Annotated in this window: 19 protein-coding genes; 13 read left to right on the top strand and 6 right to left on the bottom strand. The window is 72.5% G+C overall.

The window, feature by feature from the left end; translation table 11 throughout:
* Positions 1-29: 29 nt before the first annotated feature.
* Entirely contained in the window at positions 30-785 is a 756-nt protein-coding gene (locus ACIRQH_RS29280) for a rhomboid family intramembrane serine protease (RefSeq protein ID WP_388929819.1), read from the bottom strand.
* Between the two features lie 151 nt (positions 786-936).
* Between ACIRQH_RS29280 and ACIRQH_RS29285 the strand changes: the two genes are divergently transcribed.
* From ACIRQH_RS29285 to ACIRQH_RS29305, 5 genes are all read left to right on the top strand, one after another.
* Positions 937-1,176 carry a hypothetical protein gene (locus ACIRQH_RS29285; protein WP_358815161.1) on the top strand — a complete coding sequence of 80 codons (240 nt, stop codon included), beginning with the start codon at positions 937-939 and terminating at the stop codon, positions 1,174-1,176.
* Between the two features lie 34 nt (positions 1,177-1,210).
* Positions 1,211-2,560 carry an NYN domain-containing protein gene (locus tag ACIRQH_RS29290; RefSeq protein WP_404227649.1) on the top strand — a complete coding sequence of 450 codons (1,350 nt, stop codon included), beginning with the start codon at positions 1,211-1,213 and terminating at the stop codon, positions 2,558-2,560.
* A gap of 320 nt (positions 2,561-2,880) precedes the next feature.
* Positions 2,881-3,912: an NlpC/P60 family protein gene (locus ACIRQH_RS29295; RefSeq protein ID WP_358815159.1), complete on the top strand. Its 1,032-nt coding sequence runs from the start codon at positions 2,881-2,883 to the stop codon at positions 3,910-3,912.
* A 241-nt stretch (positions 3,913-4,153) separates the two neighbouring features.
* Complete coding sequence (locus ACIRQH_RS29300; RefSeq protein WP_388865080.1) at positions 4,154-5,176, top strand: NlpC/P60 family protein; 1,023 nt, start codon at positions 4,154-4,156, stop codon at positions 5,174-5,176.
* 91 nt (positions 5,177-5,267) lie between these two features.
* The gene (locus ACIRQH_RS29305; RefSeq protein ID WP_388929816.1) at positions 5,268-6,467 is read left to right on the top strand and encodes a hypothetical protein; all 1,200 of its coding nucleotides are present in this window, start codon (positions 5,268-5,270) and stop codon (positions 6,465-6,467) included.
* Here the strand turns inward: ACIRQH_RS29305 and ACIRQH_RS29310 are convergent.
* Complete coding sequence (locus ACIRQH_RS29310) at positions 6,448-7,005, bottom strand: PadR family transcriptional regulator (protein ID WP_388865084.1); 558 nt, start codon at positions 7,003-7,005, stop codon at positions 6,448-6,450. The two genes, ACIRQH_RS29305 and ACIRQH_RS29310, sit on opposite strands and share 20 nt — an antisense overlap.
* A 171-nt stretch (positions 7,006-7,176) precedes the next feature.
* Here ACIRQH_RS29310 and ACIRQH_RS29315 point away from each other — a divergent pair, with 171 nt between their 5' ends.
* The gene (locus ACIRQH_RS29315) at positions 7,177-8,496 is read left to right on the top strand and encodes an MATE family efflux transporter (protein ID WP_404227652.1); all 1,320 of its coding nucleotides are present in this window, start codon (positions 7,177-7,179) and stop codon (positions 8,494-8,496) included.
* Here ACIRQH_RS29315 and ACIRQH_RS29320 read toward each other — a convergent pair.
* The gene (locus ACIRQH_RS29320; RefSeq protein ID WP_404227655.1) at positions 8,457-9,698 is read right to left on the bottom strand and encodes a glycosyltransferase 87 family protein; all 1,242 of its coding nucleotides are present in this window, start codon (positions 9,696-9,698) and stop codon (positions 8,457-8,459) included. The genes ACIRQH_RS29315 and ACIRQH_RS29320 overlap by 40 nt on opposite strands.
* Before the next feature lie 141 nt (positions 9,699-9,839).
* On the opposite strand from ACIRQH_RS29320, the gene ACIRQH_RS29325 reads away from it, so the two are divergent.
* Complete coding sequence (locus ACIRQH_RS29325; RefSeq protein ID WP_388865090.1) at positions 9,840-10,982, top strand: glycosyltransferase family 4 protein; 1,143 nt, start codon at positions 9,840-9,842, stop codon at positions 10,980-10,982.
* A 212-nt stretch (positions 10,983-11,194) separates the two neighbouring features.
* Here ACIRQH_RS29325 and ACIRQH_RS29330 read toward each other — a convergent pair whose 3' ends face one another.
* Positions 11,195-12,991, bottom strand: a complete 1,797-nt coding sequence (locus tag ACIRQH_RS29330; protein WP_358815152.1) for an AMP-dependent synthetase/ligase — start codon at positions 12,989-12,991, stop codon at positions 11,195-11,197.
* Between the two features lie 338 nt (positions 12,992-13,329).
* On the opposite strand from ACIRQH_RS29330, the gene ACIRQH_RS29335 reads away from it, so the two are divergent.
* The 6 genes from ACIRQH_RS29335 (at position 13,330) to ACIRQH_RS29360 (ending at position 18,801) form a co-directional block, all read left to right on the top strand.
* Positions 13,330-14,085, top strand: a complete 756-nt coding sequence (locus ACIRQH_RS29335) for a metallophosphoesterase (RefSeq protein WP_388865159.1) — start codon at positions 13,330-13,332, stop codon at positions 14,083-14,085.
* A gap of 124 nt (positions 14,086-14,209) precedes the next feature.
* A complete protein-coding gene (locus tag ACIRQH_RS29340) occupies positions 14,210-14,650 on the top strand; it encodes an SRPBCC family protein (RefSeq protein WP_358815151.1) in 441 nt (146 codons plus the stop codon).
* A gap of 396 nt (positions 14,651-15,046) precedes the next feature.
* Positions 15,047-16,216 (top strand): ArsA family ATPase, encoded by a 1,170-nt coding sequence (locus ACIRQH_RS29345; protein WP_404227659.1) that lies wholly within the window; start codon positions 15,047-15,049, stop codon positions 16,214-16,216.
* A gap of 127 nt (positions 16,217-16,343) precedes the next feature.
* Entirely contained in the window at positions 16,344-16,829 is a 486-nt protein-coding gene (locus ACIRQH_RS29350; protein WP_358815149.1) for a DUF5304 domain-containing protein, read from the top strand.
* A gap of 54 nt (positions 16,830-16,883) precedes the next feature.
* On the top strand, positions 16,884-17,837 hold the full coding sequence (locus tag ACIRQH_RS29355) for an ROK family glucokinase (protein ID WP_388865095.1): 954 nt from the start codon (positions 16,884-16,886) through the stop codon (positions 17,835-17,837).
* Between the two features lie 199 nt (positions 17,838-18,036).
* Entirely contained in the window at positions 18,037-18,801 is a 765-nt protein-coding gene (locus ACIRQH_RS29360; protein ID WP_404227661.1) for an endonuclease/exonuclease/phosphatase family protein, read from the top strand.
* Positions 18,802-18,835: 34 nt separating this feature from the next.
* Here ACIRQH_RS29360 and ACIRQH_RS29365 read toward each other — a convergent pair whose 3' ends face one another.
* Together ACIRQH_RS29365 and ACIRQH_RS29370 are read right to left on the bottom strand one after the other, a co-directional pair.
* Positions 18,836-19,666 carry a hypothetical protein gene (locus ACIRQH_RS29365; protein WP_388865099.1) on the bottom strand — a complete coding sequence of 277 codons (831 nt, stop codon included), beginning with the start codon at positions 19,664-19,666 and terminating at the stop codon, positions 18,836-18,838.
* The gene (locus ACIRQH_RS29370; RefSeq protein WP_358815145.1) at positions 19,659-20,468 is read right to left on the bottom strand and encodes an alpha/beta fold hydrolase; all 810 of its coding nucleotides are present in this window, start codon (positions 20,466-20,468) and stop codon (positions 19,659-19,661) included. Before ACIRQH_RS29370 ends, ACIRQH_RS29365 begins: the two co-directional genes overlap by 8 nt.
* Between the last annotated feature and the right edge of the window lie 23 nt (positions 20,469-20,491).

Genomic DNA, 20,491 nt, shown 5'->3' on the forward strand with positions numbered 1-20,491 from the left:
CCTAGGGGGCCACTGCTGGGGATCTCACCCTACTCGCGCTCCATCCGGCCCCGTCCGTCCGGCGGGGCGCCGAGCGGTGCACCCGTCACGGGCACCGCGGTGCCGCGGCGCCCGAACCGCACCCACGCGTAGACGAAGCCCAGCGAGAAGCCCACCAGGTGCGCCAGATAGGCGACGCCGGGGCCCGACTCGCTCCGGCCCGCCGCCAGCCACTGCAGGGTGAACCAGAACGGCAGCACCACCCAGGCCGGGAAGCGCAACGGCAGGAAGAACAGGAACGGGAAGAGACTGGTCACCCTGGCCTTGGGGAACAGGTACAGGAACGCGCCGAGCACCGCGGAGATCGCCCCGGACGCCCCGACCAGGGACTGTTCCGAGGACGTGTTGGCGGCCGCGTACCCGAGCAGGGCCAGGTATCCGCACCCGAGGTAGAACAGCGCGAACTCCACATGGCCCATGCGTTCCTCGGTCAGCAGTCCGAAGACGTAGAAGAAGAGCATGTTGCCCAGGAGGTGGAGCCAGCTGCCGTGGATGAACAGGGCCGTGGCCGGGGTGAGCACCTCGCGGGGTGGCCCGCCGAACAGATCGGCCGGCACCACGCCCCAGCGCCGGAAATAGGCCCGCTGGACGGCCAGCAGTTCGTCCCCGGTGCCGTACACGGGACTGAGGCCCGAGGCGGGACCGATGACGAAGATCAGACAGCACAGGACGATCAGCCCGTACGTCACCGGTGCCGACTGGGACCGCACCGCTCTGCCGATTGCCGTACTCCAATTGCCGATCATGGTGCAGAGCATGACGTACCGGACGGATCGGCACAGACAGCCTCGCCGCCGTGGACGGCCGAGCGTCGACTACCCGCCAGGCCGTAGGGTTACGAGCCACATGCACCGGGAGACCGGTGCCGGACGGACACTAGAAGGAAGCGACTGCCCTATGACGGTTCCCCTGCCGGACGCCAAGACGCGCTGGCGCTGCTCGCTCTGCGGCAACCTCACGCGGTTCGACGTCACCCGCTCCTCGAAGGTCGTCGAGTACATGCACCTCGACCTCGCCGGTGAGCCGAAGGTCGAGGAGCGTGAGGTGGTCAGTGAGACCATCGAGTCGGTGCGGTGCCGCTGGTGCAACGCGGTGGATCAGGTCGAACTCGTGGACAGGCCGGGTGCCGGCTCCTGAGGGAGCGGGACCCGCACGGATATTGGGGTGACGGATGATGGAGACCACAGGCGGGGAGCCGGACGACGGCGCCGCCGAGGTGCTCGATCGTCCGCTGCCCGACGGCGTGCGCCGGCGCGTCGTGCAGATCGTCTCGGACGGTTTCGGCGGGCTGACGCTGGCCGAACTGCCCGCGCAGTTGCGGCAGTACGCCCGTTTCGCGCCGAACCGGCGGGCCAAGTTCGCCGGCACCGCCATGGCGGCGGCGCTGGAGACGGACCCGCTGTTCAGACAGCGCATCGCCGAGAAGCTGAGAGAGACGCAGCCCGAACTGACCGCGGCCCTCGACTCGGCCGCGCCGCCCCCGGCCGCGGACCCGCTGGACGTGGCGGCCGCGGCCTATGTTCTGCGCCCCGCGGGCTGGGTGAAGCTGGTGACCGCCGCGGGCGAGGAGGCCCTGCGGGCGGACGCCGAGCGCGCCGACGAGGAGAGCCGGGCCGAGCTGGAGCGGCTGCGCGGGGAACTCGCGGCGGCGCGCGGCCAGATCAGGACCGAGACCGAGCGGCTGCGCACCGAACTGGACACGGCGCGCAAGGAAGCGGAATCGCTTCACCGCAAGCTGCGCGGGGCCCTCAGTGACGTGAAGCGCGGCGAGGCCGCGCTGCGCAAGCTCCAGGGCGAGACGGACGCGGCGCGGGCGGAGAGCCAGGCCCAGGTGTCCGCGGCCGAGAGCGAGGGCCGGCGGCTCAAGGCGCGCCTCACCGAGGCCGAGGCGGCCCTGGAGGCCGGCCGCAAGGCCGCCCGCGAGGGGCGCAGTGTCGAGGACATGCGGCTGCGGCTGCTTCTCGACACCGTGCTGGACGCGGCTCAGGGCCTGCGCCGCGAACTGGCGCTGCCGCCCGTCTCGGTGCGGCCCGCGGAGACGGTGGAGGCGGTCGAGCCGGGGCGGATGACGCCCAAGGACATCGCCACCCGCGCCCTGTCGGAGAACGACCCCGCGATCCTGGACCAGCTGCTCGCGCTGCCCCAGGCGCATCTGGTCGTCGACGGCTACAACGTCACCAAGACCGGCTATCCCCAGATGCCGCTGGAGAAGCAGCGGCTCAGGCTGCTCGGGCAGCTCTCCCAGCTGGCCGCGCAGACCGGCGCCGAGGTCACCTGTGTCTTCGACGGGGCCGAGCTGGCCGCGCCGGTGCTGCTCGCGCCGCCGCGCGGGGTGCGGGTGCTGTTCTCCAAGCCGGGGGTCACCGCGGACGAGGTGATCCGCCAGCTGGTGCGGGCCGAGCCGCCGGGCCGGCCGGTCATCGTCGCCTCGACCGACCGTGAGGTGGCCGACGGCATCGCGAAGGCGGGCGCCCGGCCGGTGGCCTCCGCGGTCCTGCTGAAGCGCTTCACGCGCGGCTGAGACGGCGCTCCGCCGATCTGGGGTGTACGTCGCAAGAGCAACCTACGTACCTTGCGTAACCTCTGGCCCGCATGCCCGAATTGGTCCGGTGTTCACGCGACGTAGTGTCAAGCGGACATCACTGCACGTGAGTTGAATGCAAAGAATGCGCTCCGTGACAAAGAATTTTCAGGTTTGGATTTGAACTGATCACAAGAAGGTCACTAGGGTCATGCCTCGAACCTCCAACTAGGGTGATCGCTCATCAGGAGTGACGGTGGAGGGGCACCGCCCGTCGGCGTTACGCGGCAGGCGGCTGGAGGAAGAAGGAGCTCGCCTTCGTGGCGTCCCACCGTCGACCCAAGCAGCCGAGCCGCACCCGTGTGACCGTGCTCACCACCGCCGCCGCGGCTGCCGTTGCCCTCAGCGCCAACGTCGCCAATGCCGCACCGTCCGAGAAGCCCAGCAAGGACGAGGTCAAGGCCAAGGTCGACAAGCTCTACGAAGAGGCCGAGAAGGCCACCGAGAAGCTCGACGGTGCCAAGGAGAAGCAGCAGAAGCTCCAGAAGGAGATCAGCTCCCTCCAGGACAACGTCGCCCGTGGCCAGGAAGACCTGAACGACCTGCGGGACGGCCTCGGTTCGATGGCCAGCGCGCAGTACCGCACCGGCGGCATCGACCCGTCCGTGGCGCTCTTCCTCTCCTCCGACCCGGACAGCTACCTGGACAAGGCCTCGGCCATGGACCAGTTGAGCGCCCAGCAGGTCGAGTCGCTCAAGAAGGTCCAGGAGAAGCAGCGTTCGCTCGCCCAGCAGCGGTCCGAGGCCTCCGAGAAGCTCAAGGACCTCGCCGACACCCGGGCCGAGCTCGCGAAGAAGAAGAAGGAAGTCCAGGGCAAGCTGGGCGAGGCACAGAAGCTCCTGAACTCCCTGACGGCCACGGAGAAGGCCGCGCTCGCCGCGAAGGAGCAGGAACGCGCCACCCGCGCCACCGAGCGCGTCAACCTGGGTAGCAGCAAGGGCTCCGGCCGTGCCGGTGCCGCCTTCTCCGCCGCCCAGGGTGCCATCGGATCGCCGTACGTCTACGGCGCCTCCGGCCCCAGCTCCTTCGACTGCTCCGGCCTCACCTCCTGGGCCTACGCCCAGGCCGGCGTCTCCATACCGCGCACCTCCGAGGCCCAGGCCAACGCCGGTACCCGGATCTACTCGCAGAGCGATCTCCAGGTCGGTGACCTGGTCATCTTCTACGGCGACTTCCACCACGTCGGTCTCTACGCGGGCGGCGGCCAGGTGCTGCACGCCCCGCACACCGGCGCGGTCGTCCGCTACGAGGCGATCGGCAACATGCCCTTCCAGTTCGGCGTCCGGATCTGATCCGGACGGGCGGTCCGGAGCCTGCCTCCGCCGCCTGACGGGACCCCTCGCCACGCCGCCCAAACGGGCGAATTGCGACAACTCCCGCTGACCCCGCGCCCCGTCGGTGACCTGCGTCTCCGGCGGGGCGTCACTGTGTGTGCCCGCGGAGGTCTTTGGCCGGTGTGTGGTCGCACGGCTACTGTCTGGCGCGTTTCCCCCAACAGCGGGGGACCGTCAGCGGAAGGGAGAGCGGCCACCCGTGGGGTTCCATCGCCGCCTTGCACCGACCGGCTTCGACCGGGGCGCCGGCGCCTTCGGCATCGCCGCCTGCGTGATGTCCGCGGCGGCAGCCGCACTCGGTACCCTGCCCGCCTCCGCGGCACCGCAGGACGACACCCGCGCCGAGGTGGACCGCCTGTACACCCAGGCGGAGAAGGCCACCGAGGCGTTCGACAAGGCCGACGAACGCGCCGACACCCTGCGCAGGCAGGTCGGCACCGCGCAGGACGAGATCGCCCGGCAGCAGGAGCGCATCAACACCATGCGGGAGGCGCTCGGTTCGCTCGCCGGAGCCCAGTACCGCTCCGGCGGCATCGACCCCTCCCTCGCGCTGCTCTTCTCCGACGACCCGGCCGACTACCTCGACAAGGCCGCCGCCCTGGACCGCATCACCTCGCACCAGGCCGGTGAACTCAGGGACCTCCAGCTCGCCCTGCGCGACCTCTCCCAGAAACGCGAGGAGGCCGGCGGGAAACTCGCCGAACTGGAGAGCAGCCGCAAGGCCGTCGCCCAGAACAAGCGCACCGTCGAGCGGAAGCTCGCCCAGGCCCGGCGGCTGCTCAACTCGATGCCCGACGCCGACCGCGCCGCCTACGACCGCGCCTCGCGCTCGACGCGCGCGGACCTGCCCGGCTTCGGGAGCGACGCTCCGGCCTCGGGGCGCGCGGCCGCCGCCGTCGCCGCCGCCCGCTCGGCCCTGGGCCGCCCGTACGTCTGGGGTGCCAACGGGCCGGGCGGCTTCGACTGTTCGGGCCTCATGCAGTGGTCCTACGCGCGGGCCGGTGTCGGTCTGCCACGCACCTCGCAGGCCCAGCGGTACGCCGGACGGCAGGTGCCGCTGTCCCAGGCGCAGCCCGGCGACCTCGTCACCTACCGCTCCGACGCCAGCCACGTCGGGATGTACGTGGGCAACGGCCAGGTGATCCACGCGCCCTACCCGGGAGCCCCGGTGCGTTACGACCCGGTCGGGATGATGCCGATCTCGTCCGTCACCCGGCCGTGACGGACGCGCGGCGGGACCAGGGCCCCCCGCTCGGACCGGGCCCCGGGTCACGGACCAGGCCGGACGGCGCGCGCACCGTACGATCGTCGACGTGGCTGGTCGAAGGCGTGCGTCGCGAGCGGGGCTCTCCCTGGTGCTGCTGCTCGCCGTGCTCGTCGGCTGCTCCGGTGGGCCGTCCTCCGACACCGCGTCGTCGGCCGCGGTGCAACGCGTCCTCGACCGGCGTGCCGCCGCGGTCCTGGACGGGGACGTGTCCGCGTACCGGGCCACGGGCGACCCGTCGGCCGCTTCCGACGAGTTCGCCAACCTGCGCGAGGTGCCGCTCGCGGCCTGGTCCTACCACCTGGACCGGCTGAGCGTCTCCGGCCACACGGCCACGGCCCGCGTCCAGCTCCGCTACCGCATCGAGGGCTACGACACGGCGCCGGTCACCGCCGGCCGCACCCTGGGCCTGATCCGCACGGCCGGGGCCTGGCGCGTCGACTCGGACGAGCCCACGGGCAGGAGCGGCCGCCAGCTGTGGGAGCAGGGGGCGGTGACGGTCGCACGGGGGGAGCACAGCCTCGTGCTCGGGGTCGGGCAGTCCGGTGAGCGGCTGCGCTCCTTCGCCGCCCTCGCGGACCACGCGGTGCCCGCCGTGTCGCGGGCGTGGGGCCCCGACTGGGCCGGGCACGTCGTCGTCCTCGTACCGAAGTCGCTGGACGGGATGGCGGGGCTGCTGGGGGCTCCGGCGGCCGGGTACCGGGGGATCGCGGCGGTCACCACCGGTGAGGTGGGAGGTTCGGCCGAGGCGCCCGCGGACCGGATCATCGTCAATCCGGACGCGTACGGCGTCCTCGGCGACTTCGGCAAGCAGGTCGTGCTCACCCACGAGAGCACGCATGTCGCGACCCGTGCCCACACCACGGCCGCGACCCCGCTGTGGCTCTCCGAGGGGTACGCGGACTGGGTCGGCTACCGGGGGAGCGGGCGGTCGCCCGGGCAGATCGCCTCCGAGCTCCAGCGCGCCGTGACGGACGGGCATGTGCCGGCCGCCCTGCCCGACGACAAGGACTTCGGGTTCACCGGCGACGCGACCGCGCTGGCGCAGGCCTACGAGGGCGGCTGGATGGCCTGCCGGCTGATCGCCGGCCACTGGGGCGAGGCCCGCCTGAACGCGTTCTACCGGGCCGTGGGCGACCACCGGAAACGCCCGGGCGCCGTCGAGGACGCGTTGCGGGACGTGCTGCACACGACGCCGGAACGGTTCACGCAGCAGTGGCGGGACCACCTCAGGGAGCAACTGGGCTGACGGGCCCGGCCGTTCGTGGGTCGAGCAGCTCGATCGCCTCTCTGAGCCAGGCCCGCTCCGCCTCGCCCGTCGCCCGCGCGACCCGCAGCATGCCCTGCCGGAACAGGTCCTCGGTCTCCTCCGCGCGGACGGGCCGGCCGTCCCGGTAGAAGAAGCTCGCCGGGGTCTCCAGGAACTCCAGGCGGCGGCGCAGCACGGCGGCCTGCTCACCGGAGTCCTCCAGGTGACGCAGGAAGGCGAGCAGGGTGTTGAAGCGCACCTGGTCGGTGATCTCGGCCTGCTTGGGCCGCCGCAGCCGCTCCAGCAGGTCCGCGCGGCCCACGCCGGTCAGCGACAGGACGCGGCGCGGTACCGCTCCGCTCCCGGGCTCGGTGCGCTGGTCGACGCTGCCCGCGGTGACCAGGCGGGTGATCGCCGGGTAGAGGGCGCCGTCGCTGACCGGGCGGACGTGGCCGCTCAGCGCCTTGATGCGCTCCTTCAGCTCATAGCCGTGCAGGGGTTCCTCGTACAGAAAGCCCAGGATCGATAGCTCCAGCATCCGGCAGGCTCCTCTGTTCGCCGTTGTTCCCACATGCTTGCGGGCGCTCCTCAGGCATGGTACCTCTTATCGAGTTACCTCGAAACGAGGTAGCTCGATAAGAGGACTTCGCCCGCGCCGCGGCACCCGGTCGGCGGGTCCACGCCGGCCGGGCGATTCGAGGGAGTCCCCATGAACGCCCATCGCCGCCGCCTCATAGCGCTCGCCCACCCCGTCTACCTCTCGCTGCTCGCCTCCGTCGCCGCCGGGATCATCAACACCGTCTGGGTGTCCCGGCTCGGGGGCGCCGCCGTCGCGGCCGTCGCCGTGGCGACCAACGCCGAGAACGTGCTGCTCGGCGTCGCCCTGGTCTTCGCCTCCGGCACCACCGTGCTGGTGGCGCACGCCCGGGGCGCCCGCGATCCGGGCGCGGTCCGGTCGGCCGTCCGCGGGGGCTGGGCACTCTGCGCCCTGGTCACGCCCGTGATCGCCCTCGGCGGATACCTGCTGCGCGAGCCGCTGGCCCACCTCGTGCTCGGCGGCGACGGACGCGCGGTATCCCTCGCCGTCCAGTACTTCGCCGTCTCCCTGCCCGGCATCGCGGTGTTCTTCGTGCAGAACCTCGTCGACGGCATCCTGAAGGGCGCAGGCGACACCCGTACCCCGATGCGCCTCGCCCTGCTGGCCAACGGCCTGATCCTCGGCCTCGACCCCGTCCTCATCCACGCCTACGGGGTGCGGGGAGCCGCCCTCTCGACGGTGCTGTGCCGCTGCGTGGCCCTCACTGCGGGTCTGTGCGTCCTGCTCCGCAGCGCCCTGCGGGCCGGGGCCGCCGCCGCGTCACCCGCCGAGTCGACCGGCGCCGCGCTGCGCCGCACCCTCGTCACCGGTCTGCCCATGGCCGCCGACTTCACCGTCCGCCAGGGCGGCACCCTGGTGCTGGTCGCGATCGTGGCCCGGATCGGGACGACGGCGGTGGCGGCGTACGCGATCGCCTACAAGGTCATGTACGTCGCCACCATGGCGTTCTACTCGGTACGGCAGGCCGCCGCGATCCACACCGCGCACACCCGGGGCGAGGGCCGCGACGAGCGGCGCGCCATCGGGCGGCAGGCACTCCTCGTGTCGGGCACCGTCGGCCTGGCCGCCGCGGGGATCCTCGCCGTGGCGGCCCCCTGGATCATGCGGGCCTTCGGCGCCGGTCCCGCCGTAGCCCACGACGGCGCGCTGTTCCTGCGCTGCGTCGGTCCCTACGTGGTGCTGACGGCCTGCTTCATCGCGCTCGGCGGGGTCTTCGAGGGCAGCGGGGGAGCGCCGGTCCTGCTCCGGGTGACGCTGGCCGGAACCGCCGTCCAGCTGGTGCTCGCCCACGTCCTGTCCGGACACGGACTGCCCGGGATCTGCCTCGCCCTCGCGTTGTCCATGACGGTGCAGTGCGCCGCCCTGCCGTTGTGGGCAAGGCGGGCGGCGCGTCAGGAGGAGGCCAGGGGCTCCCTGGTGCGGGCCGCCTGAGCGGGGAGGTCCGGCGCCGGCTCGGAGACCGTGCCGAGCCACAGCGACCGGGCCGCGAGGAGCGAGGCGGCCACCAGCAGGCCGTTGCGGACGACCAGCAGGGTGATGCCGAGCGTGTCGCTGGCCACGACGTCCGCGAAGTAGACCGGGAACTCCAGCACCGTCACGAAGCACGCGATCAGCACCAGGGCCCCGGGCAGCGCCATCCGGCTCGCGCGAAAGCACAGGCAGACCGCGGCGAGCCCGACCAGCCAGACCATGTACTGCGGGCTGATGACCCGGCTGGTAGCGGTGAACATCAGCACGGCCACGAACGCGGCGTCGGCGAGCGTGTGCGGAAGGAACCGCCTGGCGCTCAGCCGCCACAGCAGCAGCCAGCCGAACGCGAGCGCGGTCAGCACCAGGGCCGCCGTGCTCACGAGGTCGACGTGCGGGCCGAGGAACTCCACCGAGCCGTAGTTGAGCAGCACCTGACCGTTCCAGCCGTGGTGCCGGGCCACGTGGAAGACGAGGGAGCCGAGCGACTCCACCTCGGTGCCGCGGTCGCGCTGGAAGGTCAGGAAGGCGAACGCGCCCGGCATCGTCATCCAGAACACCGCCGCGATCACGGCCGCCGTCACCGCGGCCGACACCCAGGCCCGCCGCCGCACGGCTCCGACCAGCAGCAGCACCGGCCACACCTTCACCATCGCGCCGAAGGCCACGAGCGCCCCCATCACCCGCGGATGACGCACCCCGGCCAGCAGCGCCGCGACCGCGACGGCCGTCACCATCAGGTCGTAGCGGGCGTACACGGTCGGACCGAGCAGCGGCACGCCGATCACCCACACCCAGGTCCCCCGCCGCGTGCTGCCGGAGCGCGAACCCGCGTACAGGAGGAGCCCGAACACCACCAGGTCGGCGACGAAGGCCAGCACGAAGAAGGCGTGCGGATAGTCCAGGAACGGCAGCAGGCCGGGGGAGAGGATCGCGAGGGCGGCGGCCGGCGGATACTGCCAGGTGACGTCCTGCCGCGGGAAGGAGCCGTGCCGCAGGACGTCGTACCAGCCCTGGTAGATCACCGACACGTCACTCGTGACGTCCGGACCGGGGAAGACGTTCACCCTGGTCACGAAGAGCAGCAGCAGCACCCTGGTCAGAGCCCAGACGCCGAGCAGCGCGGTCATGCCCAACGCGACCCTCGCGCGACTGGCCCCCGTCATGCCCACCTGGCCCTCTTCGTCCGGAATCCGTGTGCGTCGCCGCCGTGCTTCGAAGAGTCAGGCTGACGCGCCGGCCTGTGTGCGAGCCGTCGAGCGCGGCCGTGCCGACCTGTGAGTATAGGTTCGATAGTGTCGAACACGATGCACAAGACCCTGATCGTGACGAACGACTTCCCGCCCCGTCCGGGCGGCATCCAGGCCTTCCTGCACAACATGGCGCTGCGCCTGGACCCCGAACAGCTCGTCGTCTACGCCTCCACGTGGAAGCGCGGCCACGAGGGTGCCGAGGCGACCGCGGCGTTCGACGCCGAGCAGCCCTTCACCGTCGTACGGGACCGCACGACGATGCTGCTCCCGACCCCGGGCGCCACCCGCCGGGCGGTCGGCCTGCTGCGCGAACACGGCTGTACGTCGGTGTGGTTCGGGGCGGCCGCCCCGCTCGGGCTGATGGCACCCGCGCTGCGCAGGGCGGGCGCGCGCCGCATCGTGGCGACCACACACGGGCACGAGGCCGGCTGGGCCCAGCTGCCCGCCGCCCGCACCCTGCTGCGCCGCATCGGCGAGTCCACCGACACGATCACCTACCTCGGCGAGTACACGCGCTCGCGCATCGCCGCCGCGCTGACGCCCGAGGCCGCGGCCCGCATGGTCCAGCTGCCGCCCGGCGTCGACGAGGGGACCTTCCATCCGGGTTCCGGCGGCGCGGAGGTCCGCGCCCGGCTCGGCCTCACCGACCGGCCGGTCGTCGTCTGCGTCTCCCGCCTGGTCCCGCGCAAGGGCCAGGACACCCTCGTCCGCGCGATGCCCCGCGTCCTGGCCAAGCACCCCGACGCGGTGCTGCTGATCGTCGGCGGCGGGCCCTACGAGAAGGACCTGCGCGCCCTCGTCCGCGACACCGGGGTGGCGGATTCGGTGCGGTTCACCGGCGCGGTGCCCTGGTCGGAGCTGCCCGCGCACTACGGCGCCGGGGACGTCTTCGCGATGCCGTGCCGTACGCGCCGCGGCGGCCTCGACGTCGAGGGGCTCGGCATCGTGTACCTGGAGGCGTCCGCGACGGGTCTGCCGGTGGTGGGCGGCGACTCGGGCGGCGCGCCCGACGCCGTCCTCGACGGCGAGACGGGCTGGGTCGTCCACGGCGGCTCGGCCGAGGAGACCGCCGACCGCGTCACCACCCTGCTCGGCGATCCCGAACTCCGCCGCCGGATGGGGGAGCGGGGCCGCGCCTGGGTGGAACAGAAGTGGCGCTGGGACCTGCTGGCGGAGAGGCTGAGGGAACTTCTCTGACGCCAAAGGTCTGCCCCCAAAGGGGGGCCGCTCCGAGGAGCGGCCCCCCTTTGGGGGCGCGGGGAACTGCGCGAGCGACCACGACGGGCCGTTCGTCCGGGAGGGACCTCCGCCCCTACGGCGGATCCTGGCGGACAGCCGGCCTCGCGGCGCAGCCGCAAGGGGCCGGGGCCGGAACCCCGGCACTCGGGCAGCAGCCCCGCTGAAGGGCGTCAGCCCCGATAGAGCGCCTCGATCTCGCTCGCGTAGTCCTTCGCGACGACGTTCCGCTTCAGCTTCAGCGAGGGCGTCAGGTGCCCCGACTCCTCGGTGAACTGGTGCGCCAGGATGCGGAACTTGCGGACCGACTCCGCCTTGGAGACCGCCGCGTTGCCGTCGTCGATCGCGTCCTGGATGGCGGCGAGCAGGTCCGGGTCCTCGCGCAGCGACGCCGCGGTCGAACTGACGGGCTTCCCGTGCTCCTCGGCCCAGCGGACCAGGAACTCCTCGTCGACGGTGACGAGCGCGCCCACGAACGGACGCCCGTCGCCGACCACCATGCACTCGGCGACGAGCGCGTGCGCGCGGATGCGGTCCTCGATCACGGCCGGGGCGACGTTCTTGCCGCCGGCGGTGACGATGATCTCCTTCTTGCGGCCGGTGATGCGGAGGTAGCCGTCCTCGTCGAGGGTGCCGATGTCACCGGTGTGGAACCAGCCGTCGGCCAGCGCCTCGGCTGTCGCGGCCTCGTTGTTCCAGTACTCCTTGAACAGGTGCTCACCGTGCAGCAGGACCTCGCCGTCGTCGGCGATGCGGATGACGGAGCCGGGCAGCGGCTGGCCGACCGTGCCGATCTTCGTGCGGTCCCACGGGTTGAAGGCCGTGGCGGCGCAGGACTCGGTGAGGCCGTAGCCCTCCAGGACCGTGAAGCCGATGCCGCGGAAGAAGTGGCCGAGCCGCTCGCCGAGCGGGGCGCCGCCCGAGATCGCGTACTCGCCGCGTCCGCCGAGGACCGCGCGCAGCTTGCTGTAGACGAGCTTGTCGAACGTCTTGTACTTGATCTTCAGGCCGAGGGACGGGCCCGAGGGGGTGTCCAGCGCCCGGCTGTACGCGATGGCCGTGTCCGCGGCCTTGTCGAAGATCTTGCCCTTGCCGTCCGCCTGGGCCTTGGCGCGCGCCGAGTTGTAGACCTTCTCGAAGACGCGCGGCACACCGAGGATCAGCGTCGGCCGGAAGGAGGCCAGCTCGTCCGTGAGGTTCTTGATGTCCGGGACGCAGCCCAGCTTGATCGGCGCCATCATCGGCGCGACCTGCACGAGCCGTCCGAAGACGTGCGCGAGCGGGAGGAAGAGCAGCACGGAGCACTCGCCCGTGCGGAACAGGGGGCGCAGCCGCTCCACGATGTTGCCGCACTCGGCGAAGAACGCGCGGTGGGTCAGGACGCAGCCCTTGGGGCGGCCCGTCGTCCCGGACGTGTAGACGATGGTCGCCGGGTCGTCCGCCTTGGCGAGCGAGCTGCGCTCCTCGACGGCGGCGTCGCTGACGTCGTGGCCGAGGCGTCCCAGCTCCTCGACGCCGCCGGTCTCGATCTGCCAGACGTGCTTGAGGGCGGGCAGGTGGTCGCGCACCGACTCGACGGAGGCGGCGTGCGTGGCCAGCTCCACGATGCAGGCGGTCGCGCCCGAGTCACCGAGGATCCACTGGACCTGCTCCGCGGAGCTGGTCTCGTACACCGGCACGGTGACCGCGCCGGCGCTCCAGATCGCGAAGTCGAGCAGCGTCCACTCGTAGCGGGTGCGGGACATCAGGGCGACCCGGTCCCCGGGCTGCACGCCCGAGGCGATCATGCCCTTGGCCGCGGCGCGCACCTCGGCGAGGAAGGTCGTGGCGCTCACGTCCGTCCATGTGCCGCCGACCTTGCGCGCGATGACGGCGACGTCGGGATGCTGCGCGGCGTTTCTGCGGACGATGTCGGTGAGATTTCCGTCCGCAGGGACCTCGTACAAAGCCGGAAGGCTGAACTCGCGCAAGACTGCTGCTCCTCATAGGGCGCCGACGCCACGACTCTGTGTGATGCGACGGTGCGGTCCAAGGCTCGGGCAGGTACTCGGAAGATCACTGGTTGAAATCCTGAGTACGACTGGACTGGCCGGACGTTACCCGTCGGTATGGCTTCTTCGACAGGGGGGTCGAGCGAGATGTTCCATGCGTCACACGTGTTGGCGTTCCTTGGCGCAGAGTAGTCCACGCCTTTCCCGGCCAGCCAGTAATCGCAGGTCCGGCCGCCTCTGTTCACGTTTGCCGCACACGCCTACGCTTGATCGTCATGGCACCCACACCGGTCGGAAACCCGAGGACGCGCGTTCATGTGGTCAGTGACGTGCACGGCAACGTCCGGGACCTGGCCCGAGCGGGCGACGGCGCGGACGCCCTGATCTGCCTCGGTGACCTGGTCCTCTTCCTGGACTACGCGGACCACTCGCGCGGCATCTTCCCCGAGCTCTTCGGCGTGGAGAACGCCGACCGCATCGTCGAGCTGCGCACCGCCCGCCGCTTCGAGGAGGCCCGCGCGTTCGGCGCCCGGCTGTGGGCCGGCATCGGCACCGAGCGGGCCGCCGCCATCGAGAAGGCCGTACGCAAGCAGTACGCCGAGATGTTCGCCGCGTTCCCCACTCCGACGTACGCCACCTACGGCAATGTCGACATGCCGAACCTGTGGCCGGAGTACGCCGGACCCGGTACCACCGTCCTCGACGGCGAGCGGGTGGAGATCGGCGGCCGGGTGTTCGGCTTCGTCGGCGGCGGACTGCGGACACCGATGCGCACCCCGTACGAGATCAGCGACGAGGAGTACGCGGCCAAGATCGAGGCGGTCGGCGAGGTCGACGTGCTCTGCACGCACATCCCGCCGGAGGTTCCGGAACTGGTCTACGACACCGTGGCGCGCCGCTTCGAAAGGGGCTCCCGCGCCCTGCTCGACGCGATCCGGCGCACGCGCCCCCGCTACGCGCTCTTCGGCCACGTCCATCAGCCCCTCGCCCGCCGGATGCGCGTCGGGGCGACGGAATGCGTGAATGTGGGGCACTTCGCGGGGTCGGGCCGGCCCTGGGTGCTGGAGTGGTGAGCCGTCGGCGGTGGTGAACGCCGGGCGGGGTGACAGCGGCCGTGGCTGTGCGCGGTAGCCTTCACGCTGCACAGACGTGCGCACCACCCTCCCTCACCGGACCGCATCTGGAGGAGCCACCGCGATGGCGGAACACACCAGTTCGAGCATCACGATCGAGGCGGCACCGGAGGAGGTCATGGCGGTGATCGCCGACTTCGCCCGCTACCCGGACTGGACGGGTGAGGTGAAGGAGGCCGAGGTGCTCGGGACGGACGCGCGGGGCCGCGCGGAACAGGTCCGCCTCGTCATGGACGCCGGCGCGATCAAGGACGACCAGACCCTCGGTTACACCTGGACCGGGGACCGCGAGGTCTCCTGGACCCTGGTCAAGTCCCAGATGCTGCGCTCGCTCGACGGGTCGTACCTACTCGCGCCCGTCGGTGCCGGGGCGACCGAGGTGACCTACCGGCTCACCGTCGACGTCAAGATCCCGATGCTCGGGATGATCAAGCGCAAGGCCGAGAAGGTCATCATCGACCGTGCGCTGGCCGGCCTGAAGAAGCGCGTCGAAGAGACGGCCTAGCCCCGAGGGGCGCCTGCTCTCCCGGCCATTTCTCCACCCTGGCGAGCCCGGGAAACCCCCGCCCGTCAGGGTCACAGCCCTTCCTCGCCCCCTCCGCCCCTCCCGTCCCGGCGGCTCCGCCCGGACCCCGCTCCTCGAACGCCGGAGGGGCTGAAATCCCGGCAGCCGCCGAAGGAGACGCGCCCGAGCCGTCCGCGGCCCGCACCCGGGATCCGGCGTGAGGCGCCGTGCCGGCACATCGGACGCCCGTCGCTCCCGTTCGGATCCAGCAGGTTTCGCGTCCCGGCCCACGCCTGATCCAGCGGCGACGGGCGGATGTGCCCCTACGTCCCCGGCCCACTCACCGGGCCTCGCCCGGGATCGGCCCCCGGCCGGAGACCGGTAGCGTTCACCCCCATGCGCACCATCTTGATCACCGGCCAGGGCGGCACCGGCCGTACCACCGTCGCCGCGGCCACCGCGCTGAAGGCGGCCCGCGAGGGCACCCGCACCCTGGTGCTCACCGCCGACCGCACCGACACCCTCGGTGCCGTCCTCGGCGTCCCCACCGGCCCGGACCCCGTCGAGGCCGCCCCCGGCCTCACCGCGTGGCGACCCGACGCCGCCGCCCGCTTCCGCGACGACCTCACCGCCTTCCAGCAGCGCGCCACCACCGCCCTCGACCTGCTCGGCGCCTCCCGCCTGGACGCGGAGGAGGTCACGCCGCTGCCCGGCGCCGAGGAACTCGCCCTGCTCAGGGCCCTGCGCGACGCCGCGCTGTCGGACGCGTACGGCCTCCTCGTCGTGGACCTGCCGCCCGCCCCGCAGGCACTCGCCCTCCTCTCCCTGCCCGAGGAACTCCGCCGCTACCTGCGCCGCCTGCTCCCGCCCGAGCGCCAGGCCGCCCGCGCCCTGCGCCCCGTTCTCGGCCGGCTCGCGGGCGTGCCCATGCCCTCCGAGTGGCTGTACGAGACGGCCGCCCGCTGGGACGTCGAGCTGGCCGCCGTACAGGCCGTCGTCGAGGACCGCGCCACGACCGTACGGCTGGTCGCCGAGCCGGGACCTGCGGGCGCCGACGCCGTCCGTACCGCGGCCACCGCCCTCGCCCTGCGCGGCCTGCCCGTCGACACCCTGGTGGCGAACCGGGTGCTGCCGGGTGCCACCGACGACACCTGGCTCGCGGCCCTCGCCGCCCAGCAGCGCAAGGCCCTGGACGAATGGCAGGACGCGTACGACGTCCACGAGGTCCCGCACGCCGGCCACGATCCGCGCGGCTCCCACGACCTCGCCGCGCTGCCCGTACCGGCCGTCAACACCGCGCCCACCCCCGTCGAGTGGCCCGTCGTCGACCGTCTCGCGGACGACGGCGTCCTCGTCTGGAACATCCCGCTGCCCGGCGCGATACGCGACGAACTCGACCTCATCCGGCGCGGCGACGAACTCGTCGTCACCGTCGGCCCGTTCCGCCGCATCGTGCCGCTGCCGTCCGCGCTGCGCCGGTGCACCGTGGCGGGGGCGGCCCTGCGCGAGGGCGAGCTGCGCATCCGCTTCGAGCCGGACCCCGGCCTGTGGCCGCGCGGGACCTGAGCGGGGGCGGGGCCTGCGACGTGGCCGAAGGACGTGCCCCGGTACCGATCGGGGCCGTCGGGACGGTGAACGGTGTACCGCCGTTCGGGTAACGTCGAAGGCACGAACACGTAGGCAGGAGTCCGCCATGAGCGAAGAGCGCCCCCCATCCGACGCCGCTCAGGAGGAGACGGCCGACGAGGTGCGCGTCGATGAGGCGCACGCGACGGACGACGACGCCTGGGCGACGGCGTGCGCCGAGGATCTCGCGGAGGAACGGGCCCGCCGCCGCTCCCAGCACGGCCCGCCCCCCGGCTCCGCCGCCGAGGAACTGCGCAAGCTCGTCGACGCCGTCGCCGACAAACTCTCCGGGATCCAGTCGCCGCTCTTCGGCGCGGTCGCCTCCGGTACCGCCCAGCAGATGGTCAACCAGGTCGTCCAGCAGGCCAGGGCCGCCGTCGAACCGGTGATGGAGCGCAACCCGGACGTCTTCGACCATCTCGCCGCCGCGGGCTCCGAACTGCTCGCCGCCTACCGGTCGGCCGTCGAGACGCAGGAACGCCGCTGGACCACCCGGGGCACGGGAAGTCGCGACGAGGAGCCCGGTCCAGGGGAACACATCGACTTGGACTAAAGGTCGCTCGGGTACGGTTGCCCGTAGCGGGGCTCGACCGAAACTGAGGGATTCATGGGACTCACCATCGGCGTCGATATCGGCGGCACGAAGATCGCGGCCGGTGTGGTCGACGAGGAAGGCAACATCCTCTCGACGCACAAGGTGCCGACTCCCAGCACGCCGCAGGCCATCGTGGACGCCATCGCCTCGGCCGTGGAGGGCGCGCGTGCCGGTCACGACATCGTCGGCGTCGGCATCGGTGCCGCCGGATACGTGAACCGCCAGCGCTCGACGGTGTACTTCGCGCCGAACATCGACTGGCGCCAGGAGCCGCTCAAGGCCGAGGTCGAGCAGCGCGTGGGCCTGCCCGTCGTCGTGGAGAACGACGCGAACGCGGCCGCGTGGGGGGAGTACAAGTTCGGTGCGGGCAAGGGGCACCGCAACGTCATCTGCATCACCCTGGGCACCGGCCTCGGCGGCGGCATCATCATCGGCAACAAGCTGCGCCGCGGGCACTTCGGCGTGGCCGCCGAGTTCGGCCACATCCGGATGGTCCCGGACGGTCTGCTGTGCGGCTGTGGTTCGCAGGGCTGCTGGGAGCAGTACGCGTCCGGGCGCGCCCTCGTCCGCTACGCCAAGCAGCGGGCCAACGCCACCCCGGAGGCAGCCGAGGTCCTGCTGGGCCTCGGCGACGGCACCCCGGACGGCATCGAGGGCAAGCACATCTCGATGGCCGCCCGGCAGGGCGACCTGGTGGCGGTGGACTCCTACCGCGAGCTGGCCCGCTGGGCCGGCGCGGGTCTCGCCGACCTCGCCTCGCTCTTCGACCCGTCCGCCTTCATCGTCGGCGGCGGCCTCTCGGACGAGGGCGAGCTGGTCCTCGACCCGATCCGCAAGTCGTACAAGCGCTGGCTGGTGGGTGGCAACTGGCGCCCGGTCGCCGACGTGATCGCCGCCCAGCTGGGCAACAAGGCGGGCCTGGTCGGCGCGGCCGACCTGGCCCGTGAGCCCGACCCGATCATGTAGCGCACCCCCTCTGCCGTACCGCGGAGCCCGCCGAGCCCCTCAGGGGGCCGGCGGGCTCCGTCGTTCCCGGTCCCCGCCCGGCCGGCGGCCGGGCCTCCTCGCCGATCGGGGACGATCGCGGACGCCGCGCACCGAGGAGCCCGGACTCGCGTCGCCCTTCCGCCCGTCCGGCACGGCCGCAGCGCGTATCTTGATCGCCATGCCGACCAGCCCCACCGCGAGTCCGCTGCCCGCCTCCCGTACCGAACCCGACGGTTCGGCCGTGATCAGGGTGCTCAGCTACAACATCCGCTCGATGCGTGACGACACCGCCGCGCTCGCCCGTGTGATCACCGCCTGCGCGCCGGACCTCGTCCTGGTCCAGGAGGCGCCGCGCTTCTTCCGGTGGCGCAAGAAGCTCGCACGCCTGGCCGCCGCCTCCGGCCAGGTGATGCTCTCCGGCGGCGCCACCACCTCCGGGCCCGCGCTGCTGTGCTCCCTGCGGGCCACCGTCGAGCGCACCGAGGACGTGCTGCTTCCCCGGATGCCCGGCCGGCACCGGCGCGGCTTCGCCACGGCGGTGGTCCGCTTCGGGGGAGCCCGGATCGGTGTGCTGAGCTGTCATCTGTCGCTGCACAAGGACGAGCGGCAGGCGCACGGCGGCCTGCTGCTCGACCGCCTGGCCGACCTCGGCACCCCGTACGCCGTCGCGGGCGGCGACCTCAACGAACGCCCGACCGGGCCGACGTTCCGCCGTATGGCCGGCGCCCTCCAGGACGGCTGGGCGACCCGCCCCTGGGGCGCGGAGCACACCTGGACGCGCACCGGGCCGGAGCGCCGCATCGACGCGATCTTCGCGACGCCCGGCGTCGAGGTCCTGGGCTGCGGCGTCCCGCTCGGCCTGCCCGGCATCACGGAGACGGACCTGAGGGCGGCCACGGACCATCTGCCCGTGCTGGCCGCACTCAGAGTGCCCGCGTCCTAGGGCGTCGCCGCCCCGGTCGTATGCGGTGCGGGGTTCAGACCACCGCGCCGCGCCCCGGGTCGTCCAGATCGTCGTCGTCGGTCTGCATACGCGTCACCAGGGTGGCGAAGCCGCCGAGGAAGCCGCCGATGCCGAGGGTGGTGAGCCACCAGGTCATGTCCCAGCCGAGCAGCACGGCGAGCAGCAGCAGCGTGGGTCCGCCGAGCACGCCGAGCCAGGCGAACTTGGCGGTCGTGTCCGCGGCCGGCAGCGGGGGCGGCTCGGGCGGTACGAAGTGGCCCTCGTCGTCCTCGTCGAAGTCGCCCTCCGCCGGTTCGGGCGCCGTGTGGTCACGCGGGCCCGCGACGCCGCCCACGCCGGGCGCGAAGGCGACCGAGCTGCCGAGGGCCTTGCCGGCCGGGGGCTTCTCGCCGGTCGAGGCGTCCGACGGGGAAGTGGCACCCGTGGTCGTGTCGTCGGCCCCGTCCCCGTCGCCCGTGGCGTCCCCGGCTCTCCCGGCGCGCTTGGCGGACCTGCCGCCGCTGTCGGGGCCGTCGTTCGTCTCGGGTTCCAGCAGTGCCAGGTCCTCCACGGACTTGAACGGCTTCGCGCCGGGCGGGTCCGGCGGCTCCTCGCCGTATCCCCGGACGATCGACTGCCAGGCGGCCTCCTCGTCGAACGGCACGCCCTGCCCGTCGCCGGGCGACTCCCCGCCCGCGTCACCCGGGGCCTCCGCGCGGGTGTCTCCGAGCGGCTCCGCGAGTGGTTCTCCGAGCGGTTCGGCGCGGGACTCCCCGAGCCCCTCGCCGAGAGCCCCGTCGAGGGGCTCGCCGACGGGAACGCCCTTCTCCTCGGAATCGCCGCGGTCCGCGTCCTGCTCAGCCACCGGCTGCCGTCCCTTCCTGCTGACCCACCTGACCCGGGCCGGACTCCTTGCCCGCTCCGGGAGCGAGCCGGGTGACGAAGGCGTAGCTCTCCTCGAAGATCCGGTCCGCGTCGTGGTCCAACGTCGCGACGTGGTAGCTCTGTTCCAGGACCGACTCCGTCACGTCCGTGGACGACACCCGGCCGAGGATGCGCGCCGCGTCGGCGGGGGAGACCACATGGTCCTGGAGGCTGTGCAGCAGCAGGAGCGGCTGGGTGACCTGGGGCAGCTCCGCGTCGACGACCGCGCACAGCTTGCGCATCGAGTGCGCGGCGTGCAGCGGCACGCGTGTGTAGCCGAGCTCCTCGGAGCCCTCCTTCGCGATGTCGCTGGCGATGCCCTTCGTCGAGGGGACGAGGTGACGGATGACCGGCAGGGCGTACGCAGCGAGGCCGTGCACCTTGTTCAGCGGGTTGACGACCACGACGCCGCTGATCTCGTCGCCGTGCCGGGCGGCGAGCCGCAGGGCCAGCGCGCCGCCCATGGAGAGCCCGAACACGAAGACCCGCGAGCACCTCTCGCGCAGCGCCCGCAGCTCGCGGTCGACCTCCGCGTACCAGTCCTGCCAGCCGGTGAGCTGCATGTCCTCCCAGCGGGTGCCGTGCCCCGGCAGCAGGGGCAGCGCGACGGTGAGGCCGCGCTCGGACAGGTACTCCGCCCAGGGGCGCAGTGACTGCGGGGAGCCGGTGAAACCGTGACAGAGGAGGACTCCGACCTCTCCGCCCTCGTGGCGGAACGGCTCGGCTCCAGGAAGGACCGGCACCTCGGTCTCCTGTTCGTGAGAAG

This window comes from Streptomyces sp. NPDC102279, from assembly GCF_044766365.1.
GTDB lineage: Bacteria > Actinomycetota > Actinomycetes > Streptomycetales > Streptomycetaceae > Streptomyces.

Excerpts from the sequence above, each read along its gene's own strand:
- ACIRQH_RS29315 (WP_404227652.1), top strand. The coding sequence starts at position 7,177 with ATGAACGCCCATCGCCGCCGCCTCATAGCGCTCGCCCACCCCGTCTAC.
- ACIRQH_RS29285 (WP_358815161.1), top strand. The coding sequence starts at position 937 with ATGACGGTTCCCCTGCCGGACGCCAAGACGCGCTGGCGCTGCTCGCTC.
- ACIRQH_RS29325 (WP_388865090.1), top strand. The coding sequence starts at position 9,840 with ATGCACAAGACCCTGATCGTGACGAACGACTTCCCGCCCCGTCCGGGC.
- ACIRQH_RS29340 (WP_358815151.1), top strand. The coding sequence starts at position 14,210 with ATGGCGGAACACACCAGTTCGAGCATCACGATCGAGGCGGCACCGGAG.
- ACIRQH_RS29280 (WP_388929819.1), bottom strand. The coding sequence starts at position 785 with ATGATCGGCAATTGGAGTACGGCAATCGGCAGAGCGGTGCGGTCCCAG.
- ACIRQH_RS29310 (WP_388865084.1), bottom strand. The coding sequence starts at position 7,005 with ATGCTGGAGCTATCGATCCTGGGCTTTCTGTACGAGGAACCCCTGCAC.
- ACIRQH_RS29290 (WP_404227649.1), top strand. The coding sequence starts at position 1,211 with ATGATGGAGACCACAGGCGGGGAGCCGGACGACGGCGCCGCCGAGGTG.
- ACIRQH_RS29355 (WP_388865095.1), top strand. The coding sequence starts at position 16,884 with ATGGGACTCACCATCGGCGTCGATATCGGCGGCACGAAGATCGCGGCC.
- ACIRQH_RS29320 (WP_404227655.1), bottom strand. The coding sequence starts at position 9,698 with ATGACGGGGGCCAGTCGCGCGAGGGTCGCGTTGGGCATGACCGCGCTG.
- ACIRQH_RS29345 (WP_404227659.1), top strand. The coding sequence starts at position 15,047 with ATGCGCACCATCTTGATCACCGGCCAGGGCGGCACCGGCCGTACCACC.
- ACIRQH_RS29360 (WP_404227661.1), top strand. The coding sequence starts at position 18,037 with ATGCCGACCAGCCCCACCGCGAGTCCGCTGCCCGCCTCCCGTACCGAA.
- ACIRQH_RS29350 (WP_358815149.1), top strand. The coding sequence starts at position 16,344 with ATGAGCGAAGAGCGCCCCCCATCCGACGCCGCTCAGGAGGAGACGGCC.